17 protein-coding genes are annotated in these 22,512 nt (G+C 59.5%); 11 read left to right on the top strand and 6 right to left on the bottom strand.

Going from position 1 to position 22,512, the window contains the following annotated elements:
• Nucleotides 1-302 precede the first annotated feature (302 nt).
• Nucleotides 303-1,295 (bottom strand): AraC family transcriptional regulator, encoded by a 993-nt coding sequence (locus N018_RS23615; RefSeq protein WP_025390894.1) that lies wholly within the window; start codon nt 1,293-1,295, stop codon nt 303-305.
• 649 nt (nt 1,296-1,944) lie between these two features.
• Here N018_RS23615 and N018_RS23605 point away from each other — a divergent pair.
• From N018_RS23605 to N018_RS23590, 4 genes are all read left to right on the top strand, one after another.
• The gene (locus N018_RS23605) at nt 1,945-3,228 is read left to right on the top strand and encodes an MFS transporter (RefSeq protein ID WP_024645166.1); all 1,284 of its coding nucleotides are present in this window, start codon (nt 1,945-1,947) and stop codon (nt 3,226-3,228) included.
• Nucleotides 3,229-3,457: 229 nt separating this feature from the next.
• Nucleotides 3,458-4,039: an alpha/beta hydrolase gene (locus tag N018_RS23600; protein ID WP_024673316.1), complete on the top strand. Its 582-nt coding sequence runs from the start codon at nt 3,458-3,460 to the stop codon at nt 4,037-4,039.
• 82 nt (nt 4,040-4,121) lie between these two features.
• Nucleotides 4,122-5,072, top strand: coding sequence for a sigma 54-interacting transcriptional regulator (locus tag N018_RS23595; protein WP_025390892.1), 951 nt, complete (start codon nt 4,122-4,124; stop codon nt 5,070-5,072).
• Between the two features lie 170 nt (nt 5,073-5,242).
• The gene (locus N018_RS23590) at nt 5,243-6,025 is read left to right on the top strand and encodes a MetQ/NlpA family ABC transporter substrate-binding protein (protein WP_024645169.1); all 783 of its coding nucleotides are present in this window, start codon (nt 5,243-5,245) and stop codon (nt 6,023-6,025) included.
• A gap of 259 nt (nt 6,026-6,284) precedes the next feature.
• Here the strand turns inward: N018_RS23590 and N018_RS23585 are convergent, their stop codons facing one another.
• Nucleotides 6,285-9,383 carry an autotransporter domain-containing protein gene (locus N018_RS23585; protein WP_025390891.1) on the bottom strand — a complete coding sequence of 1,033 codons (3,099 nt, stop codon included), beginning with the start codon at nt 9,381-9,383 and terminating at the stop codon, nt 6,285-6,287.
• A 219-nt stretch (nt 9,384-9,602) separates the two neighbouring features.
• Between N018_RS23585 and N018_RS23580 the strand changes: the two genes are divergently transcribed.
• The 7 genes from N018_RS23580 to N018_RS23550 all read left to right on the top strand — a co-directional run bounded on the left by N018_RS23580 (nt 9,603) and on the right by N018_RS23550 (nt 19,078).
• The gene (locus N018_RS23580; protein WP_024643610.1) at nt 9,603-10,499 is read left to right on the top strand and encodes a TauD/TfdA dioxygenase family protein; all 897 of its coding nucleotides are present in this window, start codon (nt 9,603-9,605) and stop codon (nt 10,497-10,499) included.
• A 16-nt stretch (nt 10,500-10,515) separates the two neighbouring features.
• Entirely contained in the window at nt 10,516-11,397 is an 882-nt protein-coding gene (locus N018_RS23575; RefSeq protein ID WP_025390890.1) for an ABC transporter ATP-binding protein, read from the top strand.
• Nucleotides 11,398-11,515: 118 nt separating this feature from the next.
• Nucleotides 11,516-12,382 carry an ABC transporter permease gene (locus N018_RS23570; RefSeq protein WP_024643612.1) on the top strand — a complete coding sequence of 289 codons (867 nt, stop codon included), beginning with the start codon at nt 11,516-11,518 and terminating at the stop codon, nt 12,380-12,382.
• 38 nt (nt 12,383-12,420) lie between these two features.
• Nucleotides 12,421-13,440, top strand: a complete 1,020-nt coding sequence (locus N018_RS23565) for an ABC transporter substrate-binding protein (protein WP_024643613.1) — start codon at nt 12,421-12,423, stop codon at nt 13,438-13,440.
• A gap of 339 nt (nt 13,441-13,779) precedes the next feature.
• Nucleotides 13,780-14,898 (top strand): efflux RND transporter periplasmic adaptor subunit, encoded by a 1,119-nt coding sequence (locus N018_RS23560; RefSeq protein ID WP_025390889.1) that lies wholly within the window; start codon nt 13,780-13,782, stop codon nt 14,896-14,898.
• Nucleotides 14,895-15,980, top strand: a complete 1,086-nt coding sequence (locus tag N018_RS23555; protein WP_025390888.1) for an efflux RND transporter periplasmic adaptor subunit — start codon at nt 14,895-14,897, stop codon at nt 15,978-15,980. The genes N018_RS23560 and N018_RS23555 overlap by 4 nt, the downstream gene beginning before the upstream one ends.
• The gene (locus N018_RS23550) at nt 15,977-19,078 is read left to right on the top strand and encodes an efflux RND transporter permease subunit (protein WP_025390887.1); all 3,102 of its coding nucleotides are present in this window, start codon (nt 15,977-15,979) and stop codon (nt 19,076-19,078) included. Before N018_RS23555 ends, N018_RS23550 begins: the two co-directional genes overlap by 4 nt.
• 137 nt (nt 19,079-19,215) lie before the next feature.
• Here the strand turns inward: N018_RS23550 and N018_RS23545 are convergent, their stop codons facing one another.
• Genes N018_RS23545 through N018_RS23530 form a run of 4 tightly spaced genes read right to left on the bottom strand, consistent with a single transcriptional unit; the run spans nt 19,216 to nt 22,454 of the window.
• The gene (locus N018_RS23545; protein ID WP_025390886.1) at nt 19,216-19,854 is read right to left on the bottom strand and encodes a class I SAM-dependent methyltransferase; all 639 of its coding nucleotides are present in this window, start codon (nt 19,852-19,854) and stop codon (nt 19,216-19,218) included.
• Nucleotides 19,855-19,910: 56 nt separating this feature from the next.
• A complete protein-coding gene (locus tag N018_RS23540; RefSeq protein WP_024644984.1) occupies nt 19,911-20,555 on the bottom strand; it encodes a methionine ABC transporter permease in 645 nt (214 codons plus the stop codon).
• Nucleotides 20,545-21,669: a methionine ABC transporter ATP-binding protein gene (locus N018_RS23535; protein WP_025390885.1), complete on the bottom strand. Its 1,125-nt coding sequence runs from the start codon at nt 21,667-21,669 to the stop codon at nt 20,545-20,547. Before N018_RS23535 ends, N018_RS23540 begins: the two co-directional genes overlap by 11 nt.
• Entirely contained in the window at nt 21,666-22,454 is a 789-nt protein-coding gene (locus tag N018_RS23530) for a MetQ/NlpA family ABC transporter substrate-binding protein (RefSeq protein WP_025390884.1), read from the bottom strand. The genes N018_RS23535 and N018_RS23530 overlap by 4 nt, the downstream gene beginning before the upstream one ends.
• Nucleotides 22,455-22,512 lie beyond the last annotated feature (58 nt).

The following is a 22,512-nucleotide window of genomic DNA, read 5'->3' as shown; positions in this document are numbered from 1 at the left end:
AGCATTGATCTACAGCCCAGCGGTATTACGCCTGCTCAAGACCGACGCGTAGCGTCGCACGATAGTCACTCTCGTTCCCACGCTGCGTGGTAATGCATTTCGTGACGCTCTGCGTCACATTGCAGCCATGGCGCATTACTCAACCCGGCCCGAGATACCGACAGCACTGAAGCCTGAGACCCATTTGCGCCTGATACGGCGCCAGGCTGCAGATTTGTGACGCGGAGCGTCACTCAATGCATGCCAACGCGGAGCATTGGCACGAGAGTCAGTAAGATTTTTATAACGATGAGCGACTTCTTTCACCGCGCCAGCCCGTTCCGGTACTGCTCCGGCGTCAGCCCGGTCCAACGTTTGAAGGCGCGGCTCAGGCTGTCGGTATCGCCAAAACCCAGCAACCAGGCAACCTCGCTCAATGAGGTTTGCGGCTCGCTCATGTGCAGCAGTGCCAGGTTCTGACGGCATTGATTGAGCAGCAGGTCATAACAACACCCTTCATCGGCCAAGTGCCGCTCCAGGCTGCGGGGGCTCAGGTGCAGGGCTTCGGCAATACTCTCTGCAGTGGGTTCGCCATCCGGCAGCAGGGTTTCGATGGCCGAGCGCACGCGTTGCTCCCAGATCAGCGAAGGCAACGGATCGCCGCTGGTGTTGTGCTCGATCAACTGGATCTGGCCTTCGTCCAGGTGGCCGTCGAAATCATCAGCGTCAAATTCCAGCATGTTTTCCGCTGCTGAAAAATTCAGCGAGGAGCGAAACAAATCCTGCCAGGGCTGCGGGTTCTCCGGCGCTGGCCGTTGCAAATGCACCGCCAAGGGTGCGTACCCTCTGCCCAGACGGTTGCGACAAGTGCGCACGTAGATCGCGGCGAATGCGTCCAGCAACTCATGGATGGGTGACGGACACGATTTCGGCGCGCTGAACCTAAACTCGTAGCGCTCTCCGGCGGCTCTGAAATCCAGTTCCAGCGAGTCCTCGGCAACCGAGTGGTAACGCACGATGCGCTCGAATACCTCGCGTAATGAGCCGCTGGCCACCAGCGTGTAGCCCAGTGCGTGAAACGTGGTCGGGCTGACAAACCGCGATACACGCAGCCCCAGGGTTGGATCGAGGCTGGTTTGAATGGCCAGCTCCCAGAGCAGGGCAGTGCTGGCTGACGGGAATTGCGCGGCCGGATCATCGAGCAGGCAAGGGTCGATGCCTGCGCTCTGGCACAGCGCATTGCTGTCCGCGCCGAGCGCATCGAGTTGCTTGCGCAGGGCGCGCGTCCAGCTGGCGAGACTACTTGGCTCAGGCATATGAGCACCCTTCCTGGAATGGGTTGTCGTTCAGCGTCGGCGCTCTGCCGACCGGGCATCAAAGGGCATTCCCTTGCCTGACGCGCCCTCAGAGAATGAAAGCATTTGTGACAATTGTGCAAGCCCCCTGATGCAATTCGTGATTCTTCGCAGGTTGCGGTCGTTCCGGCGGCGGTGGGTTTGCTCGTCGGTCCATAAAGGACACCCAAGAAATGCCGTAGGGAAAGCGCGACTTTATTGAGTCGTCGTATGACGGGTGAATTCGAAATCCAGCGTCAGGTTGTCGCTGAAGCCTACATGCAAGCGCTATCAGCCGTTTTGGCATTTGACACTCGTATCTCAAATGACTATAAATGCGCTATGTTGTACGACAACATAAGACTCTTAAAAAATTACAACCATAAAAATAATTCAAAGAGTGACAAACTCATGAGAAATCCCCTCATCCGCGCCTGCGAAAAATCCTATTCGTCTCGTAAGTTGGCTTACAGGCACGAAAAGCAGCGAAATACGCCGATATATTGCTGTCAAAAAATTGAAATCTAAAGTTACATAATCAGCCGCCTCACGGTTCTGGCCGCGGGACGCTCATCGCCAATCTAAAAATAAACAGGGTGAAGAGATGAAAGTGAAAGGTATCCGGTGGTGGATGGTCGGGCTGGTCACGGCCGGCCTGGTCGTCAACTACCTCGCACGCAACACGCTGTCCGTCGCAGCGCCCACGCTCATGAGCGAGTTGAGCATTTCTACCGAGCAGTACGCGCACATCGTCGTCGCCTGGCAGGTGTGCTACGCGATCATGCAACCGGTGGCGGGCTACATCATTGATGCCATCGGCACCAAGATGGGTTTTGCGATTTTCGCTATCGCCTGGTCGGCTGCCTGTGCCGCCGCAGCGTTCGCCACAGGCTGGCAGAGCCTGGCGATCTTCCGCGGCATGCTCGGCCTGACCGAAGCGGCGGGCCTGCCGGCGGGCGTCAAGGCGACCACCGAATGGTTTCCGGCCAAGGAGCGCTCGGTCGCGATTGGCTGGTTCAACATCGGCTCGTCATTCGGCGCATTGCTCGCGCCGCCACTGGTGGTCTGGGCGATCCTGCAAAGCGGCTGGGAGCTGGCATTTCTGATTGTCGGTGGTCTTGGCATTGTGTGGAGTGGGCTGTGGTTGCTGCTGTACAAGCATCCGCGTGACCAGAAGCGTCTTGGCGATGAAGAACGCGACTACATTCTCAGCGGCCAGGAATCCCGCCTCAAGGATGCGCCTGCTCAAAAAGGCAGCTGGAAGCGGCTGTTCAAAAACCGCAATTTCTACGCGATTGCCTCGGCGCGCATTCTTTCCGAACCCGCCTGGCAAACCTTTAATGCGTGGATTCCGCTGTACTTGATGACTGAGCGTCACATGAACATCAAGGAAGTGGCGATGTTCGCCTGGCTGCCGTTTCTGGCAGCGGACATCGGCTGTGTGCTGGGTGGCTACCTCAGCCCGCTGTTCCACAAGTACTGCAAGGTTTCGCTGTTCACTTCGCGCAAGATGGTCATGCTGTTTGGCTGCTCGTGCATGATCGGACCGGCCTGCATCGGACTGGTCGAAAGCCCTTACACCGCGATTGCATTGTTGTGCGTGGGCGGCTTCGCTCACCAGACCCTGTCGGGCGCGCTGTACTCGATCACTTCGGACTCGTTCGGTAAGAACGAAGTCGCCACGGCCACTGGCATGGGCGGGATGTTCGGCTTCTTCGGTGCGGCAGCGTTCACCATGGTGTTTGGCGTGATGGTCACTAAAATCGGCTACAGCCCGTTGTTCGTGGTGTTGGCTATCTTCGATCTGATCGCCGCGATTGTGGTGTGGAACGTCGCCCGCGAAGTCCCGCAAACAGAAGAGCCGACACTGCTGAAGGCGGGTGAGCCAGGCATCGGTTCTGTCCCGGCGACATAAGGCGCGTCGCATACCTGTCATGAAACGCGGTTAGTCTTTGCCCTGAAAGTGATTATGTTAGGGCCGTTCCTTGAAGGCAGGGTGCGGTCCTTTTTTTTCGCCCGTCTTTTCATATTCTTGTTGTGACATATTCGTTTTGGGAATTAATAAATAGCTTCTTATTCCTTAGCGAATATAGCTTCACTCCCTATACTCGCCTCATGAACGCATACATGCAGGAGGCGAATCCATGCATAACGAGTCGATCCGGTATCTGATCGTGCCAGGCTGGCAAGGGTCTCCTGACGATCATTGGCAGACCCACTGGCAAAACAGCCTGCCCAATAGTGTCCGCGTGGAGCAGGCCGACTGGCTCAAGCCCCGCCGTGAAGACTGGGTGGGAGAGTTGCAGCGCACCATCGCCGAGCACGACACGCCAGTCATCCTGATCGCTCACAGCCTGGGTTGCGTGACGGTTGCGCATTGGGCGCAGTTGGCTCCGCTGGAAACCCTGCGCCAGGTGCAGGGTGCTTTGCTGGTTGCGCCTGCCGATGTCGAGCGTCCGAATTGCCCACCGGCGTTACGTAATTTCGCCCCCATCCCTACCGACCTGCTGCCGTTTCCGACACAGATCGTCAGCTCCGACAACGACCCTGCGGTCAGCTCCCAGCGCGCCATGGAGATGGCACGTCACTGGGGTGCCGAACTGGGGTTCTTAAGCCAGGCCGGGCATATCAACGTCAAATCCGGTCATCAGCGCTGGGAGCAGGGGTTCGCCTACCTGTACCGGCTACAAAGCCGTCTGGAACAGCACGCACGTCGTCGCGCATGACCGGATTACTTTTTTATCGGGCCCTCAGGGTCCTGTCTTTTTAACGCTTGAGCCGTCGCAAGGGCTCAGGCGGGAGTGTGTCATGAGCCTTCAAGAAACCTTCGGTCAGCCGCTGCTGACCTTTCCCGATGCGGAAAAAAGCCCCCTCAGCATTCGCGCCAAGGCATTGGTGTTCATTGATCCACGTTCACGCCGGTTGCGTGAGGAGATGGAACAATTGGCACCCCGTTCATTACCGGTACTTATCCGTGGCGAGTCCGGGACCGGCAAGGAGTTGCTGGCGCGGCACATCCATCGCGGCAGTGATCGCTCGGGTTTGTTCGTTTCAGTGAATTGCGGTGCCATCAGCCCGACTTACGCCGACGCAGAATTGTTTGGCTACGCCGCCGGGGCGCACAGTGGAACGATCAGCAGCCGCGCAGGCTGGTTTGGCTCGGCGAATGGCGGCACCTTGTACCTCGACGAAATCGGTGATTTGCCGCTGCCGATTCAGGTCAAGCTGCTGGCTGCGCTGGAAAATCACGAAGTCACCCGGGTTGGCGCGCATCAGCCCAGCCCGGTCGACGTGCGTCTGGTCGCCGCTACCAGCATTGATCTGGCGCAGGCAGTGGCCGCCGGGAAATTCCACGAGCGGCTTTATCACTATCTCAGCGAAGGGCGACTTGACCTGCCCGCGTTGCGCGAGCAACCGGGCAACATCCTGCCGCTGGCTGAATATTTCGTGGGCATCTACAGCCAGCGCTTGAACCTGCCGGTGCAACTGATCAGCGAATCCGCGCAACGCACACTCGAAGCACACAGCTGGCCGGGCAATACCCGCGAACTGGAAAACGTCATTCACTTTGCGCTGCTGGTCAGCAGTGGAGACGAGATTCAGGCCGAACACATCAACTTGCCGGACGTCGCCAGCCCCCTGACCCTGATCGAGCGTCAGGCAAAGCTGTTGATCAGCAACGGTGACCGCGAACAGCTTGGTGCGCTGCGGCAATTGCTGGAAACCGTGACGGTGCAGCTGGCGCAAAGCCCTGTATAAAGGGCTGAGATAAAAAGATATAAGTACTCGATTAAAAAGTATTTTCTTGGCATATAAAAACTAGGTAATGTCAGCATGATGTCGCAGCGCTCAATGGATCTGCGGCAAATCATTGAATAACAAGGCGTCATTTTCTGATGACGCTCCCGGATTTTCCCTAAGGACACCGCATGAAAAAGACGTTTCTGATGACCGCTCTGGCGGCTGCGTTCTCGATTGGCCTGGCTCACGCAGGCGAAAAGCTGGTGGTCGGCGCGACGCCTGTGCCCCATGCGGAAATCCTTGAACTGATCAAGCCAACCCTGGCCAAGGAAGGCGTGGACCTGGAGATCAAGGTCTTCACTGACTACGTACAGCCCAATGTCCAGTTGAATGAAAAGCGTCTGGATGCCAACTACTTCCAGACCAAGCCTTACCTGGATGGCTTCAACAAGGGCAAGGGCACCAACCTTGTGACCGGCGTTGGCGTACACGTCGAACCGTTCGGCGGCTACTCCAAGAAATACAAGAGCGTGAAAGATCTGCCTGAAGGCGCAACCATCGCGATTCCAAACGAAGGCAGCAACGCAGGCCGTGCGCTGATCCTGTTGGACAAAAATGGTCTGATCACGCTCAAGGACAAGACCAATGCCTTGTCGACGCCGAAAGACATTGCTGCCAACCCGCATAACTTCAAATTCCGCGAACTGGAATCGGCCGTTCTGCCACGTGCTCTGAGCCAGGTCGACCTCGCTCTGATCAACACCAACTACGCGCTGGAAGCCAAGCTCAATCCGAAGAAAGACGCGCTGATCATCGAAGGCCCGGATTCGCCGTACGTTAACTTCCTCGTCACCCGCGAAGACAACGCCCACACCGACGCCATCGAGAAACTTTCGAAAGCGCTGACCAGCCAGCAAGTCAAAGACTTCATCAACAAGAAGTACGAAGGCGCGGTACTGCCAGCGTTCTGATTGCTGGATCGACGAGCATCCCTATGCGTTTGCGCAGGGATGCTCGCGTCGCACGATAGCCTGGATGATCGTTCCTCACGCTCCAGCGTGGGAGCGCCCTGGATGACGCTCTGCGTCACAGATTCAAAACCGGACGCAGAGCGTCCCGAACGGCATACGACGCGGAGCGTCGTACGATAATCGGGATGATCGTTCCTCACGCTACAGTGGGAACGCCGTTCTTGAAGCTCCGCGTCACACCTGCACCGTTATCCCAGCCTTAAAACGCCAATGTCACCCTGGCGTTCAACGTCTGATCCGACGCATCGCTGCTCACCTGTCCGTTGTAACTCACCCCGACGCTCAGCGTATCGCTCAACCCCAGGTCAACCCCTGCGCCGATGACGGCTGCGCTGCGTGCAATCGGTGCGCCGGACAGTTCGAAGGTGTCGCCGCCGCTGAAGGCTGCGCGGCTCTCTGGCGTCACGTCGCCGTAGGCACGACGCCAGCCCAGTGTTGCGTTGGGTTTGATCGCGACGCTGCCGGCGTTCAAGCGAGTGGCAGCACGCAAACCGAGGGTGCTGAAGGTGATGTTATTGTCCTGAGACTTGTTCTCCAGCCTGATCGCGTTGCTGTTCTCATCGAAGGCATCGGTGTCCAGTCGCACATGCGCGAGGTTGGCAAAGGGTTCAAGCTGCGCGTTGCCCAGCTCTATGGCGTAACCCAGTTCGCCAAACACCTGATTGGTCGCCGCTTTGTAATCCTCTTTGAAATTCTCGGAAGAACCCGGCAGATCCAGCGTGCGCTTGGCCGTCAGCTCGTGCCAGGTGTGTACCGCGCCGAGACGCAGGCCCAGTTGGCCCCACTTGGCGCCGGCATAGACGCCCAGATGGTAGTTGTCGCTGTCAGTGGAACCGGACGCATGGCGCAGGTCGAAGCTGCTGTTGCTGAAACCAGCCAGCGCGCCCACGCGCCAGGTATCGTCGAGTGGCACGTCAGCGCCGAACAGCAAGCCGCTGGTATGAGTGTTGAGGCCCGATACATCACGGGTGCTTTCGGTTTTGCCGGTCGCGCCGATGGCCTGAGTCCAGACCACGCCACGCGAAGCATCGCCAGCCAGGGTTTGGGTCGAGCTGCCGAATGCCTGGGCGGACTGCGCCTGTTGCAAGCGATCGTTCATGGCGTTGCGCACCAGACGGCTGTCTTCGATCAGCGCGGACTGCGTCGACGCATGCAGCTCATTGGACAGGGCCTTGAACGTGGCCTGTGCGGTCGACGTGTCATCCTGCACCACCTGACGCCAGAGCGCATTGCGTGCACCTGCGCTGTCCAGGCCTTGCGCAACGGCTCTGGCATTGTCGGTAGTCGCCAGGCTGGCGAAGGTCTGTGCGTTACGGTCCAGTGTCAGCCCGACATCGGTCGCGGTGTAGTTCAGCGTCGGGGTGAGGAACGCGAAGTTGGTTTGCACGGCGGCAAACGCACCGCTGACGCCCCCGGCTGCGGAAAGGATCGAGTAACGACTGGCGGCCAGCCAGTTGCCGCCTTCGACAAGCGACAGCGTGCTGTTATTGATGGTCGCACGACCGCTGGCGACGATACGGTCGGCATTGCCGTTGGCATCCGATTCCACTTGATAGACCGAGCCCTGAGCAAGGTTCACATCACCGTTGACGTTCAATTGTCCCACCGAGTTGCCCGGCGCAACCACACCTCCCTGAGCGACATTGATGCCGCCGACGGTGCCATTGCCACCCAGCGTTGCACCTTGCTGCACGCTGACGATGGAGTTGCCCAGGTTGCCGTTTACCGCCAGCCGGCCCGCTTGCACAGTCGTTGCGCCGGACAGGCTGTTGTTACCGGTCAGGTTCAGCGAGCCGACACCACGTTTGATCAACGCACCGTTGCCTGCCAGCGCGTTGGCGAGGGTGTCGTTGGTTGACTGATCGACCACCAGCGTTGCGTTGTCGGTGATCGTCCCGCTGCCGAACGCCTGAGCATGACCGGTCAGAACGCCACCGTTGATCACCGTGCCGCCCGAGTAGGTGTTGTTGCCGGTCAGTATCAGGTTACCCGTACCGTTCTTGATCAGCGCACCGCTGCCGCTGATGTCGTTGCGCCAGGCGTCGATGGCGTTATAGCCGCCGAGGCTGGCGTTCATGTTGACGGTGACGTTGGAATTGAACGCCGCATAACCATCGCCTGCGGCGTACAGGTTCAGGCGGCCATAACCGCCTGACTGATCGATCACCGCATAGCCGGACGAAATCTCGGTGGTCGCCAGAATCTCGCGGCGCTGGCTGGCGTCCAGATACGGGAAGCGGGTTTCCAGCAACACTTCGGCGTTGGTCGGCACGACCGGGGCCAGGTTAGTCGGGCCCACCGGATCGAAGCCATAGGTCATGCGTGAGGTGAACAGCGCCTTGTCCTGCGCGTGCTGGGAAGTGCGGTCGGTGGCTGGGTCAATGGCCGTCATGCAGTTGTTGACGTCACCGCCACACTGAGCGGTGAAATAGGCCAGCGCCTGTGCGCGAGCATCGGCGCGCAGTTGGGCGTTGGCCGGGTTGGACAGGTTGTCGATGGCGAAATAGGTCGCAGTAATACGGCCTCCCATCACGTCGAACGGCGAGTGCATGCCAGCTTCGATTCGGTTGTCGCCGATTTCCGAGGCGCGCAGCATCAACTCGCTGAACCGTTCGGGGATCGCATAGGCCAATGAGTAGGCAGAAAGGTAGGCGGCGTTGGTGTGCCCGCTGGGAAAACCCGAGTCGCTGGCAGGTGTGGTGCTTTCGGCCGGGCGCAGGGATGGCGCAACCACGAACGCCAGGCTCTGACCGTCCAGGCTCTGGCGCCATGGGCGCGGGTACAAATAGTGGGATTTTGCAGGCGTGGTGGACGCATCGTTGCGCACCGCGCCGACCAGATCGACCACCTTGCCCAGTGCCGAAGAGGAACTGCCTGCGCCATTCCCCTTGTCGTCGTATTTGACGGTTTTGTTGCTGTCGTCGAATTGCGTGATGGTCGTGAAGGCACCTGCGCCAGCCTTATAAGCAGCACTCAACGAGCCCAGGCCGCTGATGGCGCTGTAGCTCTGGTCACGTCGGTCATCGAAGTAGGCGGCTGTTTCCTGAGCCAGTGTGCGGGAGTTGGCGCGGTCGACCACGATTTGCAGGTTGCGCCTCAGCAGGCTCTGACCCAGCGCGGTCGGCGTACCGGTGTCCCAGGTCGCGCCGGTCGTCCACAGCGTGTCGAACCCGGACAGCAGATCGACACCGTTGATTCTGTCGTCACCTGCGCGGCTCGCTGCCTGAACCGATACGGCAAGCAGTGAAAGTATCAATGAAGACACCATTACATGGGCAACCGGTTTACTGGATCGCATAGCGTGCGCCTTCACTCGATTTGGATAAGGCGCCGACCCTAGCAAGCAGGTCTTACACTTGGATGTAACTGCTGTGACACATTTGTGGTGGCTGAAGGTCCACAACAGAGCTATGAAATATTCCGCGCTATCGATATTCCCCAACGGTATTTAAATTCTGTTTCTTATACCTATACAGTTCTGTCTTTCAGTCTTGCCTGTTCTGGAGTCGGAGTTCTCATGCCAGCAGCCTCCCTCGCTTCATCGTCCACTCACATCGCTTCGCAATCCTTTGATGTGCGTCCATTCACCGACAAGGTGGGCGCTGAAATCGTTGGGCTGGATCTGTCCAGGCCGCTGAACGATACCGATTTTGCCCGCGTGCATCAGGCGCATCTGGACCACCACGTTGTGGTGTTTCGTGATCAGCACATCACCCCGCAACAGCAGGTCGATTTCAGTCGCCGTTTCGGAGTCTTGCAGATCCATGTGCTCAAGCAGTTTCTGTTGGCGGACCACCCGGAAATCCTGATCGTTTCCAATATCGTCGAAAACGATAAGCCCGTGGGCCTGGGCGATGCCGGTAAATACTGGCATTCGGACCTGTCTTACAAGGAGCTGCCGAGCCTGGGCTCGATGTTGTACGCCCAGGAGTTGCCGAGTGAAGGCGGCGATACGCTGTTCGCCGACATGCATAAGGCGTGGGATACATTGCCACAACACCTGCGTGATGCGGTGGAAGGGCGCTCTGCGGTTCACAGCTATACCGCGCGCTACGCCGAAGGCCATAACGCCGCCAACTGGCGCCCGACCCTGACTGCGGAACAGCTCGCACAAGTGGTCGAAGTCAGTCACCCGATTGTGCGCACCCATCCTGAAACAGGTCGCAAGGCGCTGTTTGTCAGCGAGGGTTTCACCACGCGCATTCTCGGTCTGCCGGAAGATGAAAGTCGCCAGATACTCAACGAGCTGTATGCCCACAGCGTGAAGCCCGAGCACATCTACCGGCACCAATGGCAAGCCAACGATATGGTGTTCTGGGACAACCGCTCCCTGATCCACCTGGCCGCCGGCTGCCCGGCCCATCTGCGACGCAAACTGCATCGCACGACCATTCAAGGCACCGCGCCATTTTGATTCAGGAGAGTCGTCCATGAATGCTGTCGCGCAAGGCCACACGGCCAGCACGAACGCCCAACCGCTACCGGCTGTTCAGCCCACCCCTGAAGCCTTGCTGCACGTGCGTGGCGTCAGCCTTGAATACCGCACGCCGGAACGTGTGGTGCGGGCCACGCATCAGGTCAGTTTCGAGGTCGATCCGTCTGATCGTTTTGTGCTGCTCGGCCCGTCCGGCTGCGGCAAGTCGACGTTGCTGAAAGCGGTTGCCGGATTCATCCAGCCCAGTGAGGGCGAGATTCGTCTGGCGGGTAATCAGGTCACCGAACCAGGCCCGGACCGCATCGTGGTGTTTCAGGAGTTCGATCAGTTGCCGCCGTGGAAAACCGTGATCGAGAACGTCATGTTTCCGCTGCTGGCGTCACGCACGTTGAAGCGTCCCGAAGCGCTGGAGCGCGCACGTTATTACCTGGAAAAGGTTGGCCTCAGCGCGTTTGCCGATGCCTACCCGCACACCTTGTCTGGTGGCATGAAAGCCCGCGTGGCGATTGCCAGAGCGCTCGCCATGCAGCCGAAAATCCTGCTGATGGATGAGCCGTTCGCCGCGCTGGATGCGCTGACCCGCCGCAAGATGCAGGAAGAACTGCTGGAGCTGTGGGAAGAGGTGCGCTTCACGCTGCTGTTCGTCACGCATTCCATCGAGGAAGCGCTGGTGGTGGGCAATCGCATTTTGCTGCTGTCGCCGCATCCAGGGCGTGTAAGGGCCGAAATCAACAGCCATCAATACGACCTGAAAAGCCTCGGCGGCGTCGGCTTTCAGCAAACCGCGCAGCGCATTCATCGCCTGTTATTCGACGAAGGCGAGGCCGGAGCGGTCGAGCAGGATCTGAATTTTCAGGACATCCGGATCGCGTATTGACTGGTCGCACTAGTACACGTTTTTGACCGCGTGGTAATGCTGTTCAGGACGCTCCGCGTGGTAATGCCGTTCAGGACGCTCCGCGTCCTGTCTACACGATTACCGGGAAACCCGAATCATGAGCCTCGCACCTCCCGCTCGCGAAGAATACGAAGTCACGCTGGAGCCTTTCACTCAGGAAGATCTGACCCGCGAGCTGCCGCTGGCGCAGCGCATCTGGCAACTGAGCTGGGTGCGCAAAAGCGTGATCATGATCGCCCTGGCGGTGATCTGGGAACTGGCCGCACGTCTGCAGAACAATGACTTGCTGTTGCCGAGCTTTTTGCAAACGACCGCGGCTTTTTATGACGGGCTGATTTCCGGTGAGTTGCCGGGCAAGGTGTGGATTTCCCTGACTGTGCTGATTCAGGGCTACCTGATCGGCATCGTGCTGGCGTTCGCCCTGACCACGCTGGCCGTGTCCACCCAACTGGGCCGCGACCTGCTCGGCACCTTGACGGCCATGTTCAACCCGCTGCCGGCCATTGCCTTGTTGCCGCTGGCGCTTTTGTGGTTCGGGCTTGGGCAGAACAGTCTGATCTTCGTGCTGGTGCACTCGGTGCTCTGGGCGCTGGCGCTCAATACCTACGCGGGCTTTCTGGGGGTCTCGGAAACCCAGCGCATGGCGGGCCGCAACTATGGCCTCAAAGGCCTGCGCTTCGTCTGGCACATTCTGATTCCCGCTGCGCTGCCATCGATCCTCGCCGGTCTTAAAATCGGCTGGGCCTTTGCCTGGCGGACGCTTATCGCCGCCGAGCTGGTGTTTGGCGCATCGTCCGGCAAGGGCGGTCTGGGCTGGTACATCTTCCAGAATCGTAACGAGCTGTACACCGACAAGGTTTTCGCAGGCCTGGCAGCGGTGATCCTCATCGGCCTGCTGGTCGAGAACCTGCTGTTCGCCAACATCGAGCGCCTGACCGTCAAGCGCTGGGGCATGCAGCGTTGAAATACCGTCTTCTTTTGAATCATCAGGATGAGAGCCCCATGACAACTTCACTTCATCGTCCGGCGTTAACTGTACTGGCCGCGACACTTGGCCTGTTTGGTGCGCTGCTCAGCGGCGGCGCTCAGGCTGAAGGCAAGATCAGCATCGCCCAGCAATTCGGCATCGGTTATCTGATTCTCGACGTGGTACGTGATCAGAAACTGATCGAGAAGCACGGCAAGGAGCAGGGTCTGGACATCAAGGTCGACTGGAACAGCATCTCCGGCGCCACTGCGATGAACGAGGCGCTGCTGGCCGGTGCGCTGGACGTGGTGTCAGCAGGCGTGCCGCCGATGCTGACCGTCTGGGACCGCACCAAGGGTAAGCAGAACGTCAAGGCCATCGCTTCGCTGGGCTCGATGCCCAACTATTTGCTGACCAATAATCCCAATGTGAAAACCCTCAAGGACTTCACCGACAAGGACCGCATCGCCGTGCCTGCTGCCGGTGTCGGTTTCCAGTCGCGCACCTTGCAGATCGAGACTGCCAAAGTGTTCGGTAATGACAACTACAAAAAATTCGACAACATCTCAGTCAGCCTCGCGCACCCGGATGCGACCGCTGCATTGTTGGCCGGCGGCTCGGAAATCAACTCGCACTTCTCCAGCCCGCCGTTTCAGTACCAGGCGCTGGAAAACCCCAACGTGCACAAAGTGCTCAGTTCCTATGACGTATTGGGTGGCCAGGCGACGTTCAACGTGCTCTACACCACCGAGAAATTCCACGACGAAAACCCCAAGACCTACAAGGCGTTCTACGACGCACTGGCCGAAGCCGAGAAGATTATCAAGGCCGACAAACCGGCTGCCGCGCAGACCTACATTCGCGTCGAGCAATCGAAACTGCCGTTGCCGCTGGTAGAGAAAATCGTCTCCGACCCGGAAATCGATTTCACCATCACCCCGCAGCGCACCTTCATCTACGCCGAAAAACTGCATGAACTGGGCGTGCTGAAAAACAAGGCCGCGAGCTGGAAGGATTATTTCTTCGAGGAAGCGCAGGGCACCGAGGGCAGTTGATCCTTTCAGTGTGAAGGTGACGCGGAGCCTTACTAAGGGCATTCCTGCGCAGAGCATGAGGAACAACAGGGGATCTCAGGATCTTCATCGTACCCATGCTCCGCGTGGGTACGCATGTCTGGACGCTCTGCGTCCGATCCTGAGAAACCGGGTATCCCCTCGCTCGTCCAGGCTCATGCTCAGGCTGGTCATAGGTGTACGACGGCAAACTCGCATCCGGGTATTCATGAATGCGTTATGAACGCCCCAATGAACCCTCCCTCTCGCACACAGTCGCATAGTCGCGCTATTCTCTCGCCCTGATCACGCCCGTACCCGGCAGCCGCACAAGGAGTCTGCATGCCCGTTCGTATTTCAAGACTGGTTACGTTCGGTCTGGCCGCTGCCTTGTTGGCGCTGGCGGGCTGTGGCGAGGAAAAACCGGCTGAGCCCGAGCTGCCTCGGGTCTATGTTCAAACGGTAAAAAGCGCCGACTTTGCTGCCAGCGTTGCCCTGACCGGCGATGTTCAGGCACGCGTGCAGACCCGTCTTTCATTTCGGGTCAATGGCAAGATCATTCAGCGCAATGTAGATGTAGGTGACCGGGTGACTGCACGGCAAGTGCTGGCCCGGCTCGATCCCAAGGATCTGCAGATCAATGTCGACTCGGCTGCGGCCGCTGTGGCTGCCGAACAGGCCCGCGTGAGCCAGTCCCGCGCTGCGTTCGTTCGTCAGCAAAAGCTGCTGCCCAAAGGTTATACCAGTCGCAGCGAATATGACTCTGCACAGGCCGCCTTGCGCGGCAGCGAAAGTTCATTGAAGGCAGCGCAAGCGCAATTGGCCAATGCCCGTGAACAGCTGGGTTATACCGCACTGGTCGCTGACGCACCGGGTGTTATCACCGCGCGTCAGGCTGAGGTCGGGCAAGTGGTGCAGGCCACCATGCCGATTTTTGATCTGGCGCGCGACGGTGATCGCGATGCCGTGTTCAATGTTTACGAGTCGCTGTTCGTCAAGCCGCCCACCGATCAGGCAGTGCAGGTCACATTGCTCGATAACCCGACTATCAAGGTCAACGGCAAAGTGCGCGAAGTCACCCCGGCGGTGTCGGCGCAAACCGGCACCTTGCAGGTCAAGATTGCCCTGGACCCGCTGCCTGAAGGCATGGACCTGGGTTCGGTGGTCAGTGTGGCGCTGAGCGCACCGGCCAACGCCAGTGTAGAGCTGCCGTGGGCGGCACTGACCAAGGACCTGGGCGAGCAGTTGGGTAAGCCTGCGGTGTGGGTGGTGGACGAGCAGGGCAAGGTCAATCTGCGCAAGGTCACTGTCACCCGTTACCTGACCGCCAAAGTCATCATCGGCGACGGGCTCAAAGGTGGAGAGAAAGTCGTGGTGGCAGGCGGACAGTTGTTACACCCGGACATGCAGGTCGAAATTGCCGAGCAACCGCAACCTCAGAACGCGCAGGTGCAGCCATGAAGCGTCTGTCATGCCTGCCGCTGGGCGGCCTTCTGTTGAGCGGCTTTCTATTGAGTGGCTGCGGCAAGGATGAAACACCTCCCGAACCGGTGCGCCCGGTCGTCTTCGTCGAAGCCCGACCCGAGTCGAATCAGGATTTCGGGCGTTTTGCCGGCAATATTCAGGCGCGTTATCAAAGTGTGCTGGGCTTTCGGGTGGCAGGGCGCATCGCCCGCCGCGACGTTGACGTAGGCGCTGAAGTCAAGAAAGGCGATTTGCTCGCAACCCTCGATCCGACCGATCAGCAGAACACCGTGCGTGCCCGGCAGGGCGACCTGGCCAATGTTCAGGCGCAGTTGATCAATGCCCAGGCCAATGCCCGCCGCCAGCAGGAGCTGTTCGATCGCGGCGTCGGTGCCCAGGCGCAACTGGACATTGCACTGACCGATCTGAAGACCGCCAGCTCGTCGCAGGAGCAGGCCAAGGCTGCCGCTCAGCAGGCGCGTGATCAATTGAGCTACAGCGAGCTGCGCAGCGATAACGATGCCGTGGTGACCGAATGGAAAGTCGAAGCCGGGCAAGTGGTGACAGCCGGGCAGGAAGTCGTGACCCTGGCGCGTCCCGACATCAAGGAAGCGGTGATCGATCTGCCCGCCGCCCTCGCTGAGCAGCTGCCCGCCGACGTGCGTTTCACCGTTGCCAGCCAGTTGAACCCGCAAGTGAACACGACCGCGACCATCCGCGAAATCGAACCTCAGGCCGACCGCACCACGCGTACTCGCCGGGCGCGTCTGTCGCTGGCGCAAACGCCATCGGCGTTCCGGCTGGGCACGGCCATCAGTGTGACACTCAGCTCGACTATTACGCCGCGCATGCGTCTACCGATCAGTGCCTTGCAGGAAGTCGATGGCAAACACCAGATATGGATCGTCGACTCGCAAAGCCAGACGGTCAGCCCCCGAACCGTGAATATTACCAGTCGTGACAGCAACAGCTTTTTGCTGGCGGACGGCGTCAAAGCGGGTGAGAAAGTGGTGCGCGCGGGCGTCAACAGCCTCAAGCCGGGCCAGAAAGTCAAAGTCGATGAGGAAAGCCCGCGATGAAAGGGAATTTCAATCTGTCCGAGTGGGCCATCAAGCATCAGTCGTTTGTCTGGTACCTGATGTTCGTTGCCCTGTTGATGGGCGTGTTCTCCTACATGAAGCTGGGGCGCGAAGAAGACCCGTCCTTCACCATCAAGACCATGATCATCCAGACCCGCTGGCCGGGCGCGACGGTGGACGAGACTCTGGAACAGGTCACCGACCGCATCGAGAAAAAGCTCGAAGAGCTGGACTCGCTGGACTACGTGAAGAGCTATACCCGCCCGGGCGAGTCCACGGTCTTTGTGTACCTGCGTGACACCACCAGCGCCAAGGCGATACCGGAAATCTGGTACCAGGTGCGCAAGAAGGTCGATGACATCCGTGGCCAGTTTCCGCAGGGGCTGCAAGGTCCGTCGTTCAACGACGAGTTCGGCGATGTGTACGGCTCGATCTATGCGTTTACCGCAGACGGTTTCTCGATGCGTCAGTTGCGTGACTACGTCGAGAAGGTTCGCGCCGACATCCGCGAAGTGCCCGGCCTGGGCAAGGTCGAGATGATCGGTCAGCAGGACGAAGTGGTGTACCTGAACTTCTCGACACGCAAACTCGCGGCATTGGGCATCGATCAGAGCCAGGTGGTGCAAAGCCTGCAATCGCAAAACGCGGTGACGCCTGCCGGGGTGATCGAAGCCGGGCCGGAGCGGATCTCGGTACGTACCTCCGGCCAGTTCGCCTCCGAGAAGGATCTGGCTGCAGTCAATCTGCGCATCAATGACCGTTTTTACCGTCTGAGCGATATTGCTGACATAACCCGTGGCTACACCGATCCGCCCAAGCCGCTGTTCCGCTTCGATGGCAAACCGGCGATCGGCCTGGCCATCGCGATGCAGAAGGGCGGCAATATCCAGTCGTTCGGCAAGGCGCTGCATGAGCGTATGGACGCTACGACGGCGGAGCTGCCAGTCGGCATTGGCGTGCACAAGGTCTCGGATCAGGCCGAGGTGGTGAACAAAGCCGTGGGCGGCTTCACCAGCGCGTTGTTCGAGGCGGTGATTATTGTGCTGTTGGTCAGCTTCGTCAGCCTCGGGTTTCGCGCAGGGCTGGTGGTCGCGTGTTCGATTCCGCTGGTGCTGGCGATGGTGTTTGTGTTCATGGAATACAGCGGCATCACCATGCAACGGATTTCCCTCGGCGCGCTGATCATTGCCCTCGGCCTGCTGGTGGATGACGCCATGATTACCGTGGAAATGATGGTCACGCGGCTTGAAATGGGGGAAACCAAAGAGCAGGCCGCGACGTACGCCTACACCTCGACAGCATTCCCGATGCTCACCGGTACGCTGGTGACAGTGGCCGGCTTTGTGCCGATAGGTTTGAACAACAGCTCGGCGGGGGAGTACACATTCACGCTGTTCGCCGTGATTGCCGTGGCGATGCTGGTGTCGTGGGTGGTTGCCGTTTTGTTTGCGCCGGTGATCGGCGTGCATATTCTGAGCGCCAACATCAAGCCGAAATCCGAAGAACCGGGCCGCGTAGGCCGGGCATTCAACGGCAGCATGCTCTGGGCCATGCGTAATCGCTGGCTGGCGATTGCCATCACGGTAGGGTTGTTCGCCGCGTCGCTGTTCTGCATGCAGTTTGTGCAGAACCAGTTCTTCCCGTCCTCGGACCGTCCGGAAATTCTGGTCGACCTGAACCTGCCGCAGAACGCTTCGATCAATGAAACGCGCAAAGTGGTGGATCGTTTTGAAGCGAGCCTCAAGGACGATCCGGACATTGAGCGCTGGAGCACCTACATCGGCCAGGGCGCGTTGCGTTTCTACCTGCCACTCGATCAGCAGCTGGAAAATCCGTTCTACGCTCAGTTGGTCATCGTCAGCAAAGGCCTGGAAGAACGGGGTGCATTGACTGCCAGACTGCAGAAACGCCTGCGTGATGACTTCGTCGGCATCGGGTCGTATGTGCAGGCGCTGGAAATGGGCCCGCCGGTGGGTCGTCCGTTGCAGTATCGCGTCAGCGGCGAGAACATCGACAAGGTGCGCCAGCACGCCATCGAACTGGCCACGCTGCTCGATCACAACCCGCATGTGGGCGAAGTGATCTACGACTGGAACGAGCCGGGCAAGGTCCTGCGCATCGACATCAATCAGGACAAGGCCAGGCAGCTGGGGCTGTCGTCCGAGGACGTCGCCAAGCTGATGAACAGCGTGGTCAGCGGCTCTACCGTGACTCAGGTGCGTGATGATATCTATCTGATCAACGTGGTCGGGCGTGCCGAGGACGCTGAGCGCGGCACACCGGAAACCCTGCAGAACCTGCAAATCGTCACTCCGACCGGTACGTCGATTCCGCTACTGGCGTTCGCTACCGTCGGTTACGAGCTGGAGCAGCCATTGGTCTGGCGCCGCGATCGCAAGCCGACCATCACCGTTAAAGGCGCCGTCCGCGACGCGATTCAGCCGACTGATCTGGTCAAGCAGCTGCAACCGGAAATCGACAAGTTTGCCGCAGGCCTGCCGGTCGGCTACAAGGTTGCAACCGGCGGTACGGTCGAAGAAAGCAGCAAGGCGCAGGGGCCGATTGCCAGCGTTGCACCGCTGATGCTGTTCCTCATGGCGACGTTCCTGATGATTCAGTTGCACAGCGTGCAGAAGATGTTTCTGGTGGCCAGCGTTGCGCCGCTGGGGTTGATTGGCGTGGTGCTGGCGCTGATTCCGACCGGAACACCACTGGGGTTTGTGGCGATTCTCGGCGTACTGGCACTGATCGGCATCATTATCCGCAACTCGGTGATTCTGGTGACCCAGATCGATGCTTATGAGCGCAGTGGTTATCTGCCTTGGGACGCCGTGGTCGAAGCCACCGAGCATCGCCGTCGTCCGATTCTATTGACGGCGGCAGCGGCCAGCCTGGGCATGATTCCAATCGCCCGTGAAGTGTTCTGGGGGCCGATGGCCTACGCCATGATCGGCGGCATCATCATCGCCACGCTGCTGACCTTGCTGTTCTTGCCCGCGCTGTATGTGGCCTGGTATCGCATCAAGGAACCGACCGACGAACAGCGTCAGGAAGCCGAAGACAAGAACGAGGATGAAAACGCGCAGCCTGCGCATTGATTATCGTCCCCAAGCTCCGCTTTTGATTATCGTCCCCACGCTCCGCGTGGGGATGCATTTCTCGACGCTCTGCGTCGCAAAAGGGACGCAGAGCGTCCTGAACGGCATGCCAACGCAGCGCATTGGCACGATAATCATCAGTCAGGTCGGTGTATGACCCGCCAGACACTCGCCAGCCACGGCTGCTGGTCCCTTGGCAATCCTGCGGGACGATAGTAGTGCTCCAGTTCGACAAAGCCGGCTTCGGTCAGTAATTCGCGCCAGGCTTGCAGGTCGTGATAAGCGCCGTAACGCTCGCCGTTCCAGCCTTCCTGATTCTCACCACGCGGGTTGGAGCTGAACAGCACGCCGCCCGGTTTAAGCGCGGCGTGCAACTGGCGCAGCACGCGTGGCAGCTCTTGTTTCGGGATGTGAAACAGTACGGCGTTGGCGAAGATGCCATCAAAGCGGCCTTGCGGCAGATCGAGCTCAAGGAAGTTTTGCTGAAAGACTTCGCAGCCGGTTTCAGCACGGGCCATCTCGGCAAAACGTTCGGAGCCGTCGAGCCCGACCGCCACATGGCCCAGCGCGGTAAACGTTTTCAGGTCGCGCCCCGGCCCGCAGCCGAAATCCAGAATCTGCCACGGCGCCGGTCCTTCGATATGACGCAGCAGCGCGTCGATGTTCTGGCTGACGTCGTGGTCGCGGGTGCCTTCGCGAAAATCTTCGGCCACGCTGTTGTAATTGCCGAGGGTGGCGGAGGTGATCTGCGCAAGGGTCTGAGGGTCGAGTTTCATCAAAGGCGGTCCGGTAAAGGAAGACCGCCAATATACCCTCGGACCGCTTCGGCTGCTCAGCGTCTGTCGAAACTGCGCGCCAGTCGATCACCGCCCAGCTGCACCAGCGCCACGACCGCCACCAGTAACACGATCACGGTCAGCATCACCTGCGTGTCGAAGCGCTGATAGCCATAGCGATAGGCAATGTCGCCCAGCCCGCCTGCACCAATCGCACCAGCCATGGCCGATGAGTTGATCATGGTCACCAGCGTGATCGTGAAGCCGCCGACAATGCCCGGCCGCGCTTCCGGCAGCAGCACATGCCAGATGATGTGCCAGCGCCGACAGCCCATCGCCTGCGCGGCTTCGACCAGCCCGTGATCGACCTCACGCAGGCTGACTTCGGCGATTCGCGCAAAGAACGGCGTGGCGGCGATGGTCAGCGGTACGACGGCGGCCCACACGCCATACGTGGTGCCGACGATCATCCGGGTGAACGGAATCAGCGCCACCATCAGGATCAGAAACGGGATGGAGCGGAACAGGTTCACAAAGGCGCCCAGCACCCGATTGATCCCCGCTGCCTCGTAGATGCCGCCTTTGGAGCTGGTGACCAGAATCACTGCCAGCGGAATACCCAGCAGCAGTGCGATCAATGACGAAACACCGACCATCAGAAAGGTGTCGAGGGTGCCTTGCAACAAGCGATCAAACCACATAACCCACTACCTCTAAGCGTGGTGCCAGGGTGCGAGCGCGAGCCAGCAGCTCGTCACGACTGTGTGGCGAGCCTGCAATCGACAGAATCAAATGCCCGATGGCCCGTTCCTGAATCCGCTCGACACCGCCCTGCAGCAATTGCACCTTGCCGCCAAGCGCTGCAAACAGCGCAGCCAGATCCGGCCCTTCGCTGCTCACACCGGTGAAATGCACATCCAGCAAAATAGCCGCATCCGGTCGCTCAGGCTGATCGCTCAGACGCTCGGCCCATTCTTTCGGCAGCCCGGGTTGCAGTGGCGCAAGCAAGGTTTTGCTGACCTCGTGCTGCGGGTCGCCGAACACTTGCCAGACCGGCCCTTGCTCGACGACCCGGCCTTGCTCCAGCACCACCACGCGGTGGCAGATGTCACGGATGACCGCCATTTCGTGAGTGATCAACACGATGGTCAGGCCTAGGCGCTGATTGATCTCGCGCAGCAGCCCGAGGATAGACTGAGTAGTCTCCGGGTCCAGCGCTGAGGTCGCCTCATCACACAGCAGAATCGCCGGGTCGTGAACCAGTGCGCGGGCGATGCCGACACGCTGTTTCTGCCCGCCGGACAATTGCGCCGGATACGCTTTGTGCTTGTCCTGTAAACCCACCAGTTCCAGCAACTGTGCGACCTTGCGCGCACGCTGCTCCCTGGGCACGCCAGCCACCTTGAGCGGCAGCTCGACGTTCTGCCAGACGGTCTTCGCCGACATCAGGTTAAAGTGCTGAAAGATCATGCCGATGCGTCGGCGCAGCTCCACCAGCTTGTCTTCATTGAACTCACCGATGTCCACCTGATCGATCAGCACCCGGCCGCTGCTGGGGTGTTCCAGGCGGTTGATGGTGCGAATCAGCGAGGATTTGCCCGCGCCACTGCGGCCAATGATGCCGAAGATTTCGCCTCGCTGAACGACCATGTCGATACCGCTCAGGGCTTCAACGGGGCCCTGCTTGCCATGGTAGGTCTTGCCCAGATTGATGAAGCGCACATGGGCACGGTTCAACTCCGGGTGCAGCTCGGCCTGTTGCGCCAACTGACCTGCGCCAGCGATATCAATGTGCCGTTGCGCGGTGGCGGTCATTCTTTCCACCCCACCTGGTAGAGCTTGCCATTGACCTTGTCCAGCGCTGCGCGGACTACTGGCGAATGCTGGTAGATGTCGACGAATTTGGCCAGGCGTGGATCGTCCTTGTGATCAGGCTTGATCACGAACTGAATCACGTACTCCGGGTGATCCATGCCGTCGAACAGAATCGCCGAGTCGGCAGGGAAGGTCTTCGCCAGGCGGATGTAGGCAGGGTAGCCCTGCACCAGATCGGCATCCTCATAAGCGCGCACCAGTTGCACGGCTTCGACCTGAATGAGTTTGAGTTTCTTCGGGTTGGCGGTGATGTCTTCTTCGGTGGCCTTGTAGCCGACGCCCGGTTTTAGGGTAATTAGCCCGGCCTTGGCCAGCAGTTGCAGACCGCGCCCGCTGTTGATCGGGTCATTGGCGATAGCCACAGTGGCTCCGCTCGGTAGCTCGTCGAAGCTTTTGTACTTTTTCGAGTACAGCCCGACGTTGTTGATGATGCCTGGCGCGTAAGGCACCAGCCCGAAACCGGCGGCCTCGTTGGCGTTGGTCAGGAATGGAATGTGCTGAAAGTAGTTCACGTCGATGTCGCCCGCAGCAAGGCTGACGTTGGGCGCGATCCAGTCGGTAAACTCGACCAGCTCCACCTTCAGGCCCTGTTTGCCGGCTTCTTCGACAGCAGCTTCAAGCGGTATGGCGAAGGCTGCTGTGGTGCCGACTTTCAAGGGCGCATCGGCGGCGTGAGCGGCCAGGGTCAACAGGCCGAGGGCCAGTGCAGCGAGGGTTTTGCTCATGATGCGGTCCTTTGATTCTCGTTCCCACGCTCTGCGTGGTAATGCCGTTCTGGACGCT

This window comes from Pseudomonas syringae CC1557 (assembly GCF_000452705.1).
GTDB lineage: Bacteria > Pseudomonadota > Gammaproteobacteria > Pseudomonadales > Pseudomonadaceae > Aquipseudomonas > Aquipseudomonas syringae_F.
The sequence above is the reverse complement of the archived record's forward strand: the minus strand, read 5'-3'. Positions and strand labels throughout refer to the sequence as shown.

Bases quoted from the DNA above. Each gene is read 5' to 3' on its own strand.
- N018_RS23615 (WP_025390894.1), bottom strand. From the start codon at position 1,295: ATGCCTGAGCCAAGTAGTCTCGCCAGCTGGACGCGCGCCCTGCGCAAG.
- N018_RS23605 (WP_024645166.1), top strand. From the start codon at position 1,945: ATGGTCGGGCTGGTCACGGCCGGCCTGGTCGTCAACTACCTCGCACGC.
- N018_RS23600 (WP_024673316.1), top strand. From the start codon at position 3,458: ATGCATAACGAGTCGATCCGGTATCTGATCGTGCCAGGCTGGCAAGGG.
- N018_RS23595 (WP_025390892.1), top strand. From the start codon at position 4,122: ATGAGCCTTCAAGAAACCTTCGGTCAGCCGCTGCTGACCTTTCCCGAT.
- N018_RS23590 (WP_024645169.1), top strand. From the start codon at position 5,243: ATGAAAAAGACGTTTCTGATGACCGCTCTGGCGGCTGCGTTCTCGATT.
- N018_RS23585 (WP_025390891.1), bottom strand. From the start codon at position 9,383: ATGCGATCCAGTAAACCGGTTGCCCATGTAATGGTGTCTTCATTGATA.
- N018_RS23580 (WP_024643610.1), top strand. From the start codon at position 9,603: ATGCCAGCAGCCTCCCTCGCTTCATCGTCCACTCACATCGCTTCGCAA.
- N018_RS23575 (WP_025390890.1), top strand. From the start codon at position 10,516: ATGAATGCTGTCGCGCAAGGCCACACGGCCAGCACGAACGCCCAACCG.
- N018_RS23570 (WP_024643612.1), top strand. From the start codon at position 11,516: ATGAGCCTCGCACCTCCCGCTCGCGAAGAATACGAAGTCACGCTGGAG.
- N018_RS23565 (WP_024643613.1), top strand. From the start codon at position 12,421: ATGACAACTTCACTTCATCGTCCGGCGTTAACTGTACTGGCCGCGACA.
- N018_RS23560 (WP_025390889.1), top strand. From the start codon at position 13,780: ATGCCCGTTCGTATTTCAAGACTGGTTACGTTCGGTCTGGCCGCTGCC.
- N018_RS23555 (WP_025390888.1), top strand. From the start codon at position 14,895: ATGAAGCGTCTGTCATGCCTGCCGCTGGGCGGCCTTCTGTTGAGCGGC.
- N018_RS23550 (WP_025390887.1), top strand. From the start codon at position 15,977: ATGAAAGGGAATTTCAATCTGTCCGAGTGGGCCATCAAGCATCAGTCG.
- N018_RS23545 (WP_025390886.1), bottom strand. From the start codon at position 19,854: ATGAAACTCGACCCTCAGACCCTTGCGCAGATCACCTCCGCCACCCTC.
- N018_RS23540 (WP_024644984.1), bottom strand. From the start codon at position 20,555: ATGTGGTTTGATCGCTTGTTGCAAGGCACCCTCGACACCTTTCTGATG.
- N018_RS23535 (WP_025390885.1), bottom strand. From the start codon at position 21,669: ATGACCGCCACCGCGCAACGGCACATTGATATCGCTGGCGCAGGTCAG.
- N018_RS23530 (WP_025390884.1), bottom strand. From the start codon at position 22,454: ATGAGCAAAACCCTCGCTGCACTGGCCCTCGGCCTGTTGACCCTGGCC.